Here is a 14,728-nt window from a genome sequence, read left to right as displayed (position 1 = left end):
TCACCCTTAAACAGAATAAACATCAAATTTAACTACTCTCAAAACTCTTGGGAGAAAATACACAGAAAATGAATCTTGTGAATTCCGAGCATCGTCAAGTGATTATTATCGGTGCTGGTTCGGCGGGGTTGACTGCTGCTATATATACAGCACGGGCTAACCTGAAACCACTCGTAATTATAGGACTTGAACCGGGGGGTCAACTTGCTACTACTACAGAGGTGGAAAACTATCCAGGCTTTGTTAATGGGATTCTTGGCCCTGAATTAATGCAGCATTTTGAAACGCAAGCAGTCCGCTTTGGTACAGAATTGCGTCATGGCATGATTACATCTGTAGATTTTTCACAGCGACCATTTCACCTCATCTTGGATGATGAAAAAAGCTTGTTGGCTGATGCTGTAATTATCGCTACTGGTGCTAGTCCCAAATATCTGGGTTTGGAAAATGAAAAAAGGCTACTGGGTCATGGTGTGTCATCCTGCGCCACTTGTGATGCGGCTTTTTTCCAAGAACAGGAAGTTGCAATTGTTGGTGGTGGGGATACGGCGATAGAAGATGCTATCTTCTTGACACGCTTTTGTGCCAAGGTTTATGTTATTCACCGACGAGAAAGACTGCGTGCTTCTAAAATTTTACAGGAGCGTGCTTTTGCCAAAGAAAATATCAGCTTTATTTGGAATACATTAGTCGAAGATATTTTGGGAGAAGAGGAAGTAGAAGGATTACTGCTAAAAAATATAGAAACTAAACAGACATATACTCTACCTGTAGCGGGTTTATTTGTCGCCATTGGTTATCAGCCAAATACAAAAATTTTTCAGGGATGGCTGGACATGGATGAGAAAGGATATATCCGCACCCTTCCTGGTTCAACATATACAAATGTTACTGGTGTATTTGCCAGTGGTGACGCTCAAGACCATGTATATCGACAAGCCGCGACTGCTGTAGGAACTGGCTGTATGGCGGCTATTGATGCTGAACGCTGGCTAGAGTCCCAAAATCAAGTTTCAGTTTCCCAGGCTGATAAATGGGGGAAGTTAGCTAATTCTCACGAGTGATTTGAGCTTTGTAGTTGATGCGGTTCTGGTAGTAATTCTGCATTGATTGGGGTTAGTTGTACAGCACAGGCTTTTAATTCTGGTTGGAGTGAATCTGGGCAAGCTTCAGGATGGGTGAGGGTGTTGGCTTCGGCATCATCTGCCCATAAAGCCCCCCAGTGCATGGGGATAAATACTGTACCTGGTGCGATCGCTTTGGTAATTTTAGCAGGAAATTTCGTTTTACCCCGACGCGATCGCACTTCTATTATTTGATTGTCTGTAATTTCTAACTTAGCAGCATCACGGGGATGAATTTCAATAAATGGTTCTGGGTGCATTTTGCGGATTTTTTCAATATGTCCGGTGCGCGTTTGCGTGTGCCAATGCCCATAAAGTCGCCCAGTTGTCAAGACAAAAGGATAATTAGGATCTGGTGGTTCTGCTAAACCTTTAGAGTAATATGCCCCAAATTGGGCGCGTCCGTCTGGTGTGGGGAAGCGTAAATCTGTATAAAGGCGTTTTGAGTGCTGAGTGAAAGACAACTCAACATTTTTCTCTGGATGAGGCCATTGAGTGGGGCCGTTTATTTGTAATTGTTCGTGACTAATACCAGTCATATCGCAGAGGCGATCGCCTGTCAATTGCACAAACTCGGCATAAACTTGAGATGAGTTAACAAAAGCAAATTCTTTCTCAAAACCCAACCTGCGCCCCACTTCCGCGAAAATTTCCCAGTCGGCTTTGGCTTCTCTGGGCGGTTGGCGGAAGGCTGGACACAAAGTCACCGTTCTTTCAGAATTGGTCATCACGCCAGTTTTTTCACTCCACTGGGCGGCGGGTAAAAGAATATGAGCGTAAGCAGAAGTTTCTGTGGGATAATATGAATCTTGGTAAATTGTTAAAGGCGATCGCCATAAAGCCTTTTTAGTTCTTTCTAAATCTGGCATACTCACAGCCGGATTAGTCGCCGCAATCCACAATAAACCCACAGCGTCATTTTCCAAACCAGTAATCATATCCCAAGCAGTTAAACCGGGAGTAGGTGAAATTTGCCCAGGTTCTAATCCCCAAAACTGCTCAACTTCCGCACGATGTTGGGGATTTTTTACCAAACGATAACCGGGTAACAAATGCGCCAAACCCCCAGCTTCCCGTCCTCCCATTGCATTTGGCTGGCCTGTGAGAGAAAAAGGCCCCGCCCCAGGCTTACCAACTTGTCCAGTCATTAAATGCAGATTAATGATAGTTCTGACCTTCGCCGTCCCTTCACTGGATTGATTGACACCCATCGACCACAGAGAAAGCACCCGTTGAGATTCGCCCCAGTACCGGGCTGCGGTTTCTAAATCTTCAATACTGATACCACATTGACGCGCCGCCACTTCTGGAGTGTAATGACGAATCACCTCAGCGTATTCTGAAAAATTGTTGGTGCAATCATCAATAAAACCGATATCAATATAATTCCAACGCATCAATAAATGAGCCATCCCATTCATCAAATCAATATCTGTACCAGGACGAATAGCTAAATGTAAATCAGCAGCTTCAGCCGTTGGTGTGCGGCGAGGATCGACCACAATCATTTTGACGTGGCGATTTTTTTTATGATGTTTTACCAACCTATTAAAAACAATGGGGTGACATTCCGCCGTATTCGTACCAATTAGAAATGCACAATCAGTTAAATCTAAATCTTCATAACAGCAAGGAGGTCCATCTGAGCCAAAACTTTGAATATATCCAGACACAGCACTAGACATACATAAACGTGAATTGGCATCAAAATTATTAGTACCCAGACATCCTTTAAGAAGTTTCTGAGCTATATAGTAATCCTCAGTTTGAAACTGACCAGAACCATACATACAAATAGCTTCAGAACCTTGGTGACTGCGGATTATTTGGATACGTTGCGTAATAATATTAAAAACTTCATCCCAACTAACTCTGCGGAACTCCTGATGTAAAGAATCCCGCATCATGGGGTAATGTAATCTATTTTTATCTAAAGATTCAGCGATAGTTGCACCCTTAACACAAACCATGCCTTTACTTGACGGATGAGCCTTATCACCTCGTACTCGCCAAATTGGATTTCCTTGACTATCTCGATTAGTTGCTTTTGCCAATTGTGCCGGTGGTGAAACCTCCAGTCCACAGCCCACACCACAGTAAGGACAAAGAGTTTTAGTAAATTCAGTCATAGTAGATTGCTTTAAATGGGAGTCAGAAATGGGAAGAGAAGAATTTTCTTAATTACTCTCTAAAACGCTTCCTTCCTTCTTTCTTTGTGTCCTTTGCGTACTTTGCGGTTCGTTAATAATTCTGACATAAGCCCTGTTAAATTCCTGTGGAGACGCGATGAATCGCGTCCTTTTCCTGCCAATTTTCATTATTTAATCTTCAGGATGAGCGCATCGACTAAAGAGAAAATCTAAAGCATAGTTCCGCAGGTGATAATATTCTGAGTCTTCCATAATCTGGCAACGATTGCGGGGACGAGAAAAAGGAATATCTAAAACTTCACCGATATTAGCGGCTGGGCCGTTAGTCATCATCACCAGCCTGTCTGCTAAGAACAGGGCTTCATCAATGTCATGAGTAATCATCAACACAGTGACTTGATGTTCTTGCCAAATTTGCAGTAATTCTTCTTGTAATTCTTCTTTGGTAATGGCATCCAAAGCCCCAAAAGGTTCATCTAAAATTAACACTTGGGGACGGATGGAAAGGGCGCGTGCGATCGCAACTCGTTGCTTCATCCCGCCAGAAATCTGACTAGGTTTTTTATCAGCAGCTTCAGTTAAGCTCACCATTGCTAAGTGTTCTTTAACAATCGCCCTTTTTTCTGCTGTGGTTTTAGTCGTAAACACTGAATCAACGGCTAGATAAACGTTCTCAAATACACTCAACCAAGGCAGTAGACAATAATTTTGAAATACCATCATCCTATCTGGGCCTGGTTCGGTGATGGGTTGATCTTGGAGAAATACCACACCATCGGTAGGAGTGTTAAACCCAGATACCATATTCAAAAGGGTTGATTTGCCACAGCCAGAGTGACCAATAAGACAAACAAATTCACCTTCACGAACTTTTAGATCAATGCCATCAATTACGGTGTAAGGCCCCTGAGAAGTTGGGTAAATTTTGCTAACACCATCAATTACTAAAAAATTTTCTTTTTTTTGGGCTAACACTTGATTAATTTGAGTATTTTTGTTTACTAATTGCATAAATTTAATTTTGGTTAGTAGATTGCTAGGGTTTTTTTTAAACCAACCGCAGAGACACAGAGGACACAGAGTAAAGAAATCAGAGAGAGGTTTCTTGCAAGTCTCTTAAACTCTTTCTCAGCGCCTCTGCGCCTCTGTGTGAACCTAAATCAATACTTCTTCAATGCGAAACTGACGGTTAATTTTGAGGTTTTTGAGATATTCAATTGGTTCGGAAGAATTAAAAACTTTGCCATCAAATAAATGAATTGGATCATCCCAACCAATATCTAGTAAGCCTAAATCTCTCGCAGCAGCACCAAATAAATCTGCACGACAAACTCTTTCAATTACTTCTACCCAATTTTTAGGAAATGGTACTAAACCCCAACGCGCTAGTTGAGTCACCATCCACAAAATTTCGGTACGGTTGGGATAGTTGGTTTTATTGAGATAAAACTGGTTATATGCTGTGAGTTCTTCTGGGAGAGTACCATCACCGCGATCATAAGGATCGATGAAACCAGGACGGACATAAGCTGGATCTACATTCAAATACTCAGGACGGCAAATTAATTTGATAATTTCTTCCCGGTTGCGGAGTTCATCACAGTATTTACACGCTTCTAATAGTCCTTTAATTAGCGCCTGATAGGTTTTTGGATGCTGATGCGCCCAATCTTCCCGGACTCCCAAAACTTTTTTCGGCTGTCCTGACCAAATTTCTAAGGCGGTAGCAGCTACAAAGCCTAGTCCTTGATGAACAGCCATGTAATTCCAAGGTTCCCCCGCACAATAACCGTCAATATTGCCGGCTTTGAGTTGGTCAACCATTTCCATTGGTGGAATTACACTTAAGCTGACATCTCTATCAGGATCTATCCCCCCAGCTGCTAACCAGTAACGCAGAATTAAGTTCTGCATTGAGGTGGGATGAACTACTCCTAATGTCAGAATTTTGTCAGGAGAAGCATTAATCACCGCTTTGAGATCAGCTAGTTTTCTGACACCTTGGTGGTATAAGTTTTTGCTTAAGGTGATGGCGTTAGCATTACGGGAGATATTTAAGGCGTTAACTATGCAAGTCGGTGTTTTACCACCAGCACCTAAAGTCATGGCTAAAGGCATTCCAGCCAGCATTTGAGCCGCATCTAATCTGCTTGTAGCAACATTTTTAGCGATTTCGTTCCAACTAGAAGCACGGGTAAGGGTAATTTTTTCTAGGCCGTATTTAGCAAAGAAACCTTTTTTTTGGGCAATAATTAAAGGTGCAGCATCTGTTAAAGGCATAAAGCCAATATCTAGATTGACTTTTTCTAAGCCGTTGTGAGATATCCCCACTAATACAGGAATTTGCTGGGCTTTGCGTTTCTTCGCCTGTTTTTGTTGGTTAAGGAAGTAAATAATTTCGTTCCGCAGAGTGTAGTATTTGGGGTGTTTGACTACTTCCAAACGTTCACGGGGTCGAGGAATTGGCACTTCCAGAATTTGTCCAATGTGTGCTTCGGGGCCATTTGTCAGCATGACAACGCGATCGCTCAATAATAGCGCTTCATCCACATCGTGTGTCACCATCACACAAGTAACATTGTGTTCGTTACAGATTTTCATTAATTGTGCTTGCAAACTCCCCCTAGTCAAAGCATCCAGCGCCCCAAAGGGTTCATCTAAAAGCAACAACTTCGGACGAGTAGCCAAAGCACGGGCGATCGCCACCCGTTGTTTCATCCCCCCAGACAACTCATGAGGACGTTTATTCACCGCTAGGCGCAGTCCTACCATATCGATATGTTCTTCCACAATCCCCCGGCGTTGACCTTGGGGTTGATGTTTATACACCTCATCCACAGCCAAAGCGATATTTTCCCGTACTGTCAACCAAGGAAGCAGCGAATAATTTTGAAATACTACCATTCTATCTGGGCTAGGATCTCGAACTTCCCGCCCTTCCAAAGTCACCCCCCCAATACTGGCTCTATCTAGACCTGCAATAATATTCAGCAGAGTAGACTTACCACAACCAGAGTGTCCAATTAGAGAAACAAATTCCCCTTCCTGAATTTTCAACTCAATATTTTTGAGAGCAATATACTTACCCCCATTCGGCAAATCAAAAACCCGATCAACGTGGTCAACTTCAACAAAAGTATTCATGTTTAATTCGTAATTCGTAGTTCGTAATTCGTAATTCGTAATTCGTAATTAAAAGATAGGAAATAAAAACCTCTTCCTTTTATTTCTTAACTCTGTGTCCTCTGCGTCTCTGCGGTTAGTTAAAAAATCTTCTTTACTTTTGTTCTGCCACCACTTTACTAGCGATAAATTCCACTAATTTATCTAGCAGCAAACCCACCACACCGACATATATCAGAGCGATAATAATTTCACTCAAATTTGTATCTGTACTTGTGTTATAAGCATTCCAAATAAACGAGCCAATGCCCACACCACCAACCAACATTTCTGCGGCAACAATCGCTAACCAAGATAAACCAATGCCAATGCGTAACCCGGTGAATATATAAGGAACCGTCGCTGGAAACACAATTTTTACAAAATATTTTAGTCCTTTTAGATGTAAAACTCGCGCCACATTTACATAATCTTGAGGAATTTGTTGGACACCTACAGTGGTGTTAATAATAATCGGCCAAATAGAGGTAATGAAAATTACGAAAATAGCAGAAGGATTAGCTTGCTGAAATGCCGCCAGTGAAATTGGTAGCCATGCTAGAGGGGGTACAGTTCGCAAAACTTGGAAGAGAGGGTCTACAGCATTGTAAATAAATCGATTAGTACCAACGAAAATCCCCACAACTACACCCACAATAGCTGCTAAAGAAAATCCCCAGGCAACTCGTTCTAAACTACTGATAATTTGCCAACCCAGACCTTTATCACTTTCACCATTGTCAAAAAAGGGATGAATAATGAAAGGATCAAAAGTATCGGTAAAGGTTTTAATGGGTCCGGGTAGCTGAAAATCAGGAATTAAAACCAGTAATTCCCAGATTACCAAAAAAACAGCTAATGCTACTAATGGCGGCAGGATTTTTTCTCGAAATATTTTCTTAATAAGTTTTACAGATTTATTACTTTTAAAACGATTCCCTGCAATAGCTGTCATTTTTAAATTTCCCCGCTTAAATTTGATTAATTACAAAACAAACACCAGTTAACTGGATTTTTGCCCATTTACTTAATTAGACCTTCTTGATTTTCAAACTATTTAAATATTCTTGTGGATTTTCTGGGTCGAATTTAACTCCATCAAAGAAAGTTTCTATGCCACGAGAAGTACTGGTAGGAATTTGAGAATCAGGCACACTGACTGCTTTAGCTGCTTGCTTCCACAAATCTTCTTTATTCACCTGATCAACAATTTCCTGAATCTTGGTATCCTTGGGCAAATAACCCCAGCGAATATTTTCAGCTAAGAACCAAATATCATGACTCTTATAAGGATATGAAGCATTATCTGCCCAGAATTTCATCCGATATGGGAAGTTTTGCTCAGTGCGTCCATCACCATAATCAATATTGCCTTTGGATCTTTCAATAATATCGGCAACTGCAACGTTAAAGTATTTACGTTCTGAGCAGATTTTGCACATTTCTTCAGTGTTTTCTGCTTTGTCGCACCATTGTTGTGCTTCTATAACTGCCATTAACATGGCCTGTGCAGCGTTAGGATTTTGATCAACCCAATCTTGGCGCATGGCGAAGGCTTTCTCTGGATGGTCATTCCATAATTCGCCTGTAACTAAGGCTGAATAACCGATGTCTTGGTTGACCAATTGAGCGTTCCAAGGTTCTCCCACACAGAAAGAATCAATGGTATTCACTTTCATATTAGCGACCATTTGGGGTGGTGGTACGGGTGATAAAATTACATCTTGGTCAGGATTAATACCGCCAGCCGCTAACCAGTAGCGCATCCATAAATCGTGTGTACCACCAGGAAAGGTCATACCAAATTTCAAAGCATTTTGTGCAGATTTAGCTTGAGAAGCCGCTTCTTTCAATGCCTTACTTTCTAACTTGACATTCAAATCTTTAAATTTATTAGCTACAGAAATCCCCTGTCCATTGGTGTTCAAGCGTGCCAGAATATACATTGGCACTATATTATTGATGGTCATTAAGTAAGGCATAGGGCTGAGGATGTGTGCGCCATCAATTCCACCACCGGCTGAACCAATTGCCAAGTTATCACGGGTGACAGGCCAGGAATTTTGCTTGATGACTTCAACCTCAGTCATGCCGTATTTAGCAAAAAAGCCTTTTTCTTTAGCGATAATTAAGGGAGCAGAATCAGTTAAAGCGATAAATCCTAACTTAGCTTTAGTTGTTTCTACCTGTGGTGCATTAGCCGCTAAAGAAACATTAGTAGCAGAAGTTGTTGTCCCTGTGTCTGTTTGAGAATTATTGCTAGAACAACCATGAGTTAAGATAGAAGCTGCGGCTGCTGCACCTGCGGTAAAAATAAATTGTCTTCTAGGAAAGTGTGCCATTTTTGCTTACTTATGATTAATTGTGACTAACGAATTACGAATTACGAATTAGAGCTACGAACTACGAATTACGAACTACGAATTACGAATTATTCAGTTTTGCCCCGAAGTGCTGAATAAGTAAATCTCGCAATACAGGCTGTAAATCTTCGCAGGGGATGCCCTTTTGGACGCAGTTGCCTAAATGTGCGTCTTTGCCAACTGTGCCACCCATATAAATGTCTACGCCTTCTACAGCTTTGCCATCTTTACGGGCTTTGGTTCCCATCAAGCCGATATCTGCAACTTGAGGCTGTCCACAGGAATTAGGGCAACCTGTCCAATGGATTCGCACCGGACGAGTCAGGGTTAACTCAGCTGCTAAAGCTTGAGCCATTTCCAAGGCGCGGTTTTTGGTTTCAATTAAGGCAAAGTTACAAAACTGTGCGCCTGTACAAGAAACAAGCGATCGCGTTAACATATCTGGATTAATTGGAAATCTCTGTAGTAGTGGCTCTGTTAAAAATATTGCTAAACGTGAGTCAGGAATATTAGGAATGATGATGTTTTGTTCAACTGTAAACCGAACCTCACCACTGCCATAAACCTCTGATAGATTAGCAATTTCAAACATATCTTGGGCATATAGCCGACCCACAGGAATATTTAAGCCTACGTAATTTAATCCTGATTGCTTTTGTTTATATACTCCAATATGGTCGCGTTTTTCCCAGTCAATCTCGTCTTTAGCAGCTGCGGGTAACAGTGTTTTACCCAAACGCGTTTCTACTTCTGAACGAAACTTTTCTATCCCCCATTCATCAAGTAGCCACATTAAGCGAGACTTAAGGCGATTAGCCCGTAAACCGTTGTCACGATAAACTTCTAAGACGGCTCTACATACAGCCACCACATCTTCAGGAGACACCCAAGCATTAAGCGGAATTGCTGCTTCACAGCGTTTGGCTGAGAAAAAGCCCCCCACAAGGATGTTAAAGCCGAGTGTTTGTGTTGAGTTAAAGGCGGGAACAAAGGCTAAATCGTTAATTTCTGCGTGAACTGAATTATCACGACCTCCTGCGATCGCAATATTAAATTTTCGTGGTAAGTTGCTAAACTCTGGGTTTCCTTGTCCTTTATTAGTCAGCATATCTTGAACTTGCTGCACTAATTCTCTAGTGTCAAATAACTCATCCGCATCTAATCCAGCTACCGAATCGCCTGTAATATTACGGACATTATCCATCCCAGATTGGACGCTGGTTAAACCAACTGAGTGAAATTTCTCAAAGATATCCGGTAAATCTTCAATTCTGATACCCCGTAGTTGAATATTTTGTCTGGTAGTAATATCAGCACTACCATCATCTCCGTAACGCTGTAATACTGCCGCTAAAACACGTAATTGAGAGCTACTAAGAACACCATTAGGTATCCGCATCCGCATCATAAACTTACCTGGGGTAACTGGGCGAAAAAATACACCCATCCACTTCAGGCGATGGTCACGGTCGGTTACATCCATTGCTTCCCAACCTAGAGAAGCAAATTGTTCTATCTCCTCCTTGATAGCCAGCCCATCTTTCTCGGCTTTGAGTTTCTCAAACTTATTGAGATTAGTTTTGTTAGTAGTTACCGTATCTGTCATGAACTGACTCTCACATAAATACTCAGTAAATGGGAAACAAGCGCATCTTTAGCCCAACATCAATTAAGTCCTAGTTTTTTGATTACTAGGTCGATGAAAAACGAATATCTATTTGTGGCTAATTTCTCGTAATCAAGAGCCTTCCCTGGTGACTCATCAATGAACTCAAATTGTAGTTAGTTAGGAAACGATTGTAATTTTTAGCATTGAAGAATTTGTCAAGCAGGTTTGGTTACTGTTTATGTAACGATTTCCATACTCATCAGGTTAAGTTGAGTTTATAGTTAAAATCGTATAGATTGTTACGTTTTTTTAAATAAATTGTATAAAGCGTATGAGTTTGATGCAATTTCTGCATAAAAGTCTTTTTTATTGAAAAAATAAACGTTGATACACCCCGCCTTGATTCATATACTTGACAAAAATTCTTGAGCATAAGTTAAGTTGGCGAGAATAAACCTAACTATGTGAAGCAATATAAAATTATTGTAATTTAGCTCGTAGCCAGGGCTTCAGCCCTTAATTTAAGAATAAAGTCCTGACTACAAACCTTTAATTATTTACGCCGACTTAACTTAAATCAGCGTTTATCTATGTTAATCATTGATTTTTTTGACTGTTGTCTCGTCAATACATATTAAAAAATTATTAAAAAGTCGAATAATATGACATGATTTCTAAATAAGTATTATTTCTTAGTGATATGATGGCAGACCAATTTCCCTGGCTAACCGCGATTGTCCTGCTACCATTCATTGCTGCTCTGGTTATCCCTGCGCTACCCGATAAAGACGGCAAATGGATACGGTGGTATGCACTGGGTGTGGGAGTTGTAGACTTAATTTTGATGTGTTACGCCTTTTGGCACCATTACGATGCCAGCAATGCGACCTTTCAACTAGAAGAAAATTATATCTGGATGCCCCAATTAGGTCTTAATTGGGCAGTTGCTGTGGATGGGTTATCAGTTCCTTTTGTACTTCTAGCCGGACTGGTGACGACACTGGCAATTTTTTCAGCTTGGCAAGTTGACCGCAGACCCCGGCTTTTCTATTTCCTGATGCTGGTGTTGTACTCGGCTCAAATCGGGGTATTTGTTGCCAAGGATTTGCTGCTATTTTTCATTATGTGGGAAGTAGAGCTAATTCCTGTCTATCTACTTATATGTATCTGGGGTGGGCAGAAGCGTCGTTACGCTGCTACAAAATTTTTAATCTATACAGCTGCGGCTTCTATCTTTATTCTAGTAGCAGCATTGGCAATGGGGCTTTATGGTGGCGGTAATGTCAGTTTTGATTTGGTTGATTTGGGACTGAAGGATTACCCACTGAATTTAGAAATATTGCTATATGCAGGATTGCTGATTGCCTTTGGTGTCAAGTTGGCTGTATTCCCCATGCATACTTGGTTGCCAGATGCTCACGGTGAGGCTTCGTCTCCTGTATCGATGATTCTGGCAGGTGTGCTACTGAAAATGGGCGGATACGGTTTGATTCGTTTGAATTTAGGAATTCTTTCTGATGCACACATTTATTTTGCACCAGTTCTAGCGATTCTGGGGGTTGTCAATATTATCTATGGTGCGTTGAATTCTTTCGCCCAAGGGAATATGAAGCGTCGCCTGGCTTATTCGTCGATTTCTCACATGGGATTTGTATTATTAGGTATTGCGTCCTTCACCGATTTGGGTATTAGCGGCGCAATGTTACAGATGATTTCCCACGGTTTAATCGCGTCGGTGCTGTTTTTCTTGGCAGGTGTGACTTATGACCGCACTCGGACAATGGTCATGGATGATCTGGGGGGTCTGGCTCAGGTAATGCCCAAAGTATTTGCACTATTTACAATCAGCGCTATGGCTTCGCTGGCTCTCCCTGGTATGAGTGGCTTTGTGGGCGAACTTGCGGTTTTTGTGGGCATAACTACCAGCGATGTCTATAGTTCAGCTTTCTGTCTTGTGACGGTTTTTCTCGCCGCAGTGGGAGTTATTCTCACACCAATTTATCTGCTCAACCTGCTGCGAAAGGTTTTTTATGGCAGTAGTGCATCTCTAATGTGTGACGTTAATAATGCAGCTTTCGAGAATCAGGAGGATGAGGGAACAGCTTGTTTTGGTACTGACTGTTTGTTACCTGATGAAACTGTTTATAGTGATGCTAAACCGCGTGAGGTGTTTATTGCTGCCTGTTTTATAGTGCTGATTATTGGTATTGGGTTTTACCCCAAGTTAGCTATGCAAATGTATGATGTGAAGACTGTGGCTGTAAATGCTCAGGTGCGCCAATCTCTGATGACTATTTCCCAAACAAATCCCCACGTTTATGCTCAAGGTTTCTTAGTTCCAACTATTCCAGCCTCGGAAGTCGCGCCTGTTTTGGGAGTTTTTAAATGAAACGGCGCGATTTTATCAATTGGGTAGGTTTGGGTGGAATAGCTAGTAGCTTACCTGTAGCGATCTGCTTGCAGCAGCGCTTCGCTATCGCGGCTTGTTCTGAGCAAACTACATCTGATGTTTGGCAAACAGTGGGGACTGTGGCAGAGTTAGATCAAAATGGTCAATTATTAGTTAAAAAGTTTCCATCTGTGAATGTTTTGTTAGTCGGTACATCTGAGAGTGAAAATCTCATAGCTGTTAATCCTACTTGTACTCACTCAGGTTGCACTGTGACATGGAACACTGAAGGCAATAAATTTGCTTGTCCTTGTCATGGTGCAGAATATGGTAGTGATGGTCAGGTACAAAGAGGCCCGGCTACAGAACCACTCAAAACTTACACAGCAAAGATTGAGAATAATTCTGTTTTAGTTAAACCAAATTAGCGCTCTTTCCCCACCCTATTTACAAGCATGGTGAATCATATCAACCAGCTTTTAGTCCAAGCACAAGCAGCATCAGATGCAGCAGATTGGTCATTACTGACTCAATATCTCCAACAGTTGATGTTGAAACTAGACTCCACCCACCCAGAACTAGATAAAAATCGGGAATATGTGCTGGAATTAGCACTCTCAATTTTAGAAATGGGAGATTTTCAACAACGTTGGGATATTACCAAAGTTTTACGGCAATTGGGAAAGATTGCTATTCCTGCATTGATTGATATTCTTGAAGATGAAGATGCAGAAGAAGATTTACGTTGGTATGCTGTTCGCACTTTAGGAGAGTTTCAATACCCAGAAGCTATAGTCTCTTTAGTAGATGTGCTGAAAACTAGCGAAAGTCAAGAACTCAAGGCGATGGCTGCATCAGCTTTAGGGCAAATAGGGACTACGGCGATTACGGCACTAACTGAACTTTTGGCTGAAGGGGAGACAAGACTTTTAGCAGTGCGATCGCTGGCTTTTATTCACACTCAAGAAACCATCACACCTTTATTAAGTGTTGCTCAAGATGCACAAGCCGCAGTCCGTAGCGCCACCCTAGAAGCCATCAGCAGCTTTCATGACCAATGTGTACTACCATTCCTATTAACAGGTTTAGATGACGTTGCCGCCACAGTCAGACGTGCAGCCGTGCAGGGTTTAGGTTTTCGCCCTGATTTATCTACAGAATTAGATTTAGTAACGAGATTGCAACCAAGATTATACGATTTGAATCTTGACGTTTGTTGTGCAGCTGCGATCGCTCTTTCCCGAATGGGTACTGATGAAGCGGCGAAGTATTTATTTCAGGTGTTAATTTCACCTCATACACCACTGAAGCTACAATTAGAAATTATTCGGGCTTTAGTCTGGGTGGAAACTTTATCTGGTTTGGCATATTTGCAACAAGCATTCTATCAAACCACATCAGAGATATTATGGCAGGAAATGATCACAGTGTTGGGGCAAGTGCAAAAGCCCGATTTAATGACACCAGCCGCCGAAATTCTGTTGAATGTTTTACAGTCACAGCATTTAGTCACAGTGACAAATCCTTTTGGGGCTAAAATTAAAAGTGCGATCGCTTTAGGTTTGGGACAGTTAGGAAATCATCAAGCTGTAGAACCATTAATTTTATTGTTAGCAGATACCAATCAGATTGTGAGATTACACGCGATCGCCGCCCTGAAAAAGCTGGATGCAGAACTTGCATATCAACAATTACAACAATTAGCCCATAATTCCACACTCGCACCAGATTTGCAAACAGGATTAGCGATCGCTCTGGCAGAATGGTAACGCACGGAAAAAAATCTCCCACTGCTCAGAAATAACAGAGAGGAGATTGACAGTTAAAGTTCGTCAGGTGATCGGAATAGCTATCTATTTAGTATTAATCACCAATACTTTAATTCCTCCTAAAGATAGAGAAATATTACTTAGGGCTGGCTGAAGAAATCT

The 14,728-nt window shown here is 41.5% G+C and carries 10 protein-coding genes; 4 read left to right on the top strand and 6 right to left on the bottom strand.

Features of this window, described 5'->3' with window-relative positions; genetic code table 11:
* The first annotated feature begins 68 nt into the window (after positions 1–68).
* Complete coding sequence (trxB, locus tag VB654_RS02305; RefSeq protein WP_323211770.1) at positions 69–1,064, top strand: thioredoxin-disulfide reductase; 996 nt, start codon at positions 69–71, stop codon at positions 1,062–1,064.
* Here trxB and VB654_RS02300 read toward each other — a convergent pair.
* The 6 genes from VB654_RS02300 to VB654_RS02275 form a co-directional block, all read right to left on the bottom strand.
* Positions 1,055–3,253 (bottom strand): nitrate reductase, encoded by a 2,199-nt coding sequence (locus tag VB654_RS02300; protein WP_323211769.1) that lies wholly within the window; start codon positions 3,251–3,253, stop codon positions 1,055–1,057. The two genes, trxB and VB654_RS02300, sit on opposite strands and share 10 nt — an antisense overlap.
* Positions 3,254–3,445: 192 nt before the next feature.
* Positions 3,446–4,285 (bottom strand): nitrate ABC transporter ATP-binding protein, encoded by an 840-nt coding sequence (locus tag VB654_RS02295; RefSeq protein WP_323211768.1) that lies wholly within the window; start codon positions 4,283–4,285, stop codon positions 3,446–3,448.
* Between the two features lie 144 nt (positions 4,286–4,429).
* The gene (locus VB654_RS02290) at positions 4,430–6,418 is read right to left on the bottom strand and encodes a nitrate ABC transporter ATP-binding protein (RefSeq protein WP_323211767.1); all 1,989 of its coding nucleotides are present in this window, start codon (positions 6,416–6,418) and stop codon (positions 4,430–4,432) included.
* 133 nt (positions 6,419–6,551) lie between these two features.
* Complete coding sequence (gene ntrB, locus VB654_RS02285; protein WP_323211765.1) at positions 6,552–7,391, bottom strand: nitrate ABC transporter permease; 840 nt, start codon at positions 7,389–7,391, stop codon at positions 6,552–6,554.
* 76 nt (positions 7,392–7,467) lie between these two features.
* Positions 7,468–8,778, bottom strand: coding sequence for a CmpA/NrtA family ABC transporter substrate-binding protein (locus tag VB654_RS02280; protein ID WP_323211763.1), 1,311 nt, complete (start codon positions 8,776–8,778; stop codon positions 7,468–7,470).
* An 82-nt stretch (positions 8,779–8,860) separates the two neighbouring features.
* Complete coding sequence (locus tag VB654_RS02275) at positions 8,861–10,405, bottom strand: ferredoxin--nitrite reductase (RefSeq protein WP_323211762.1); 1,545 nt, start codon at positions 10,403–10,405, stop codon at positions 8,861–8,863.
* Between the two features lie 703 nt (positions 10,406–11,108).
* Between VB654_RS02275 and VB654_RS02270 the strand changes: the two genes are divergently transcribed.
* Genes VB654_RS02270 through VB654_RS02260 form a run of 3 tightly spaced genes read left to right on the top strand, consistent with a single transcriptional unit; the run spans position 11,109 to position 14,566 of the window.
* Positions 11,109–12,797 carry an NAD(P)H-quinone oxidoreductase subunit 4 gene (locus VB654_RS02270; RefSeq protein WP_323211760.1) on the top strand — a complete coding sequence of 563 codons (1,689 nt, stop codon included), beginning with the start codon at positions 11,109–11,111 and terminating at the stop codon, positions 12,795–12,797.
* Complete coding sequence (locus tag VB654_RS02265; protein ID WP_323211759.1) at positions 12,794–13,225, top strand: ubiquinol-cytochrome c reductase iron-sulfur subunit; 432 nt, start codon at positions 12,794–12,796, stop codon at positions 13,223–13,225. The genes VB654_RS02270 and VB654_RS02265 overlap by 4 nt, the downstream gene beginning before the upstream one ends.
* Before the next feature lie 27 nt (positions 13,226–13,252).
* Positions 13,253–14,566, top strand: coding sequence for a HEAT repeat domain-containing protein (locus tag VB654_RS02260; protein WP_323211758.1), 1,314 nt, complete (start codon positions 13,253–13,255; stop codon positions 14,564–14,566).
* Positions 14,567–14,728 lie beyond the last annotated feature (162 nt).

Source organism: Nodularia sp. UHCC 0506 (assembly GCF_034931045.1).
Taxonomy (GTDB): domain Bacteria; phylum Cyanobacteriota; class Cyanobacteriia; order Cyanobacteriales; family Nostocaceae; genus Nodularia.
This window is presented reverse-complemented; position numbering and strand designations above follow the sequence as displayed.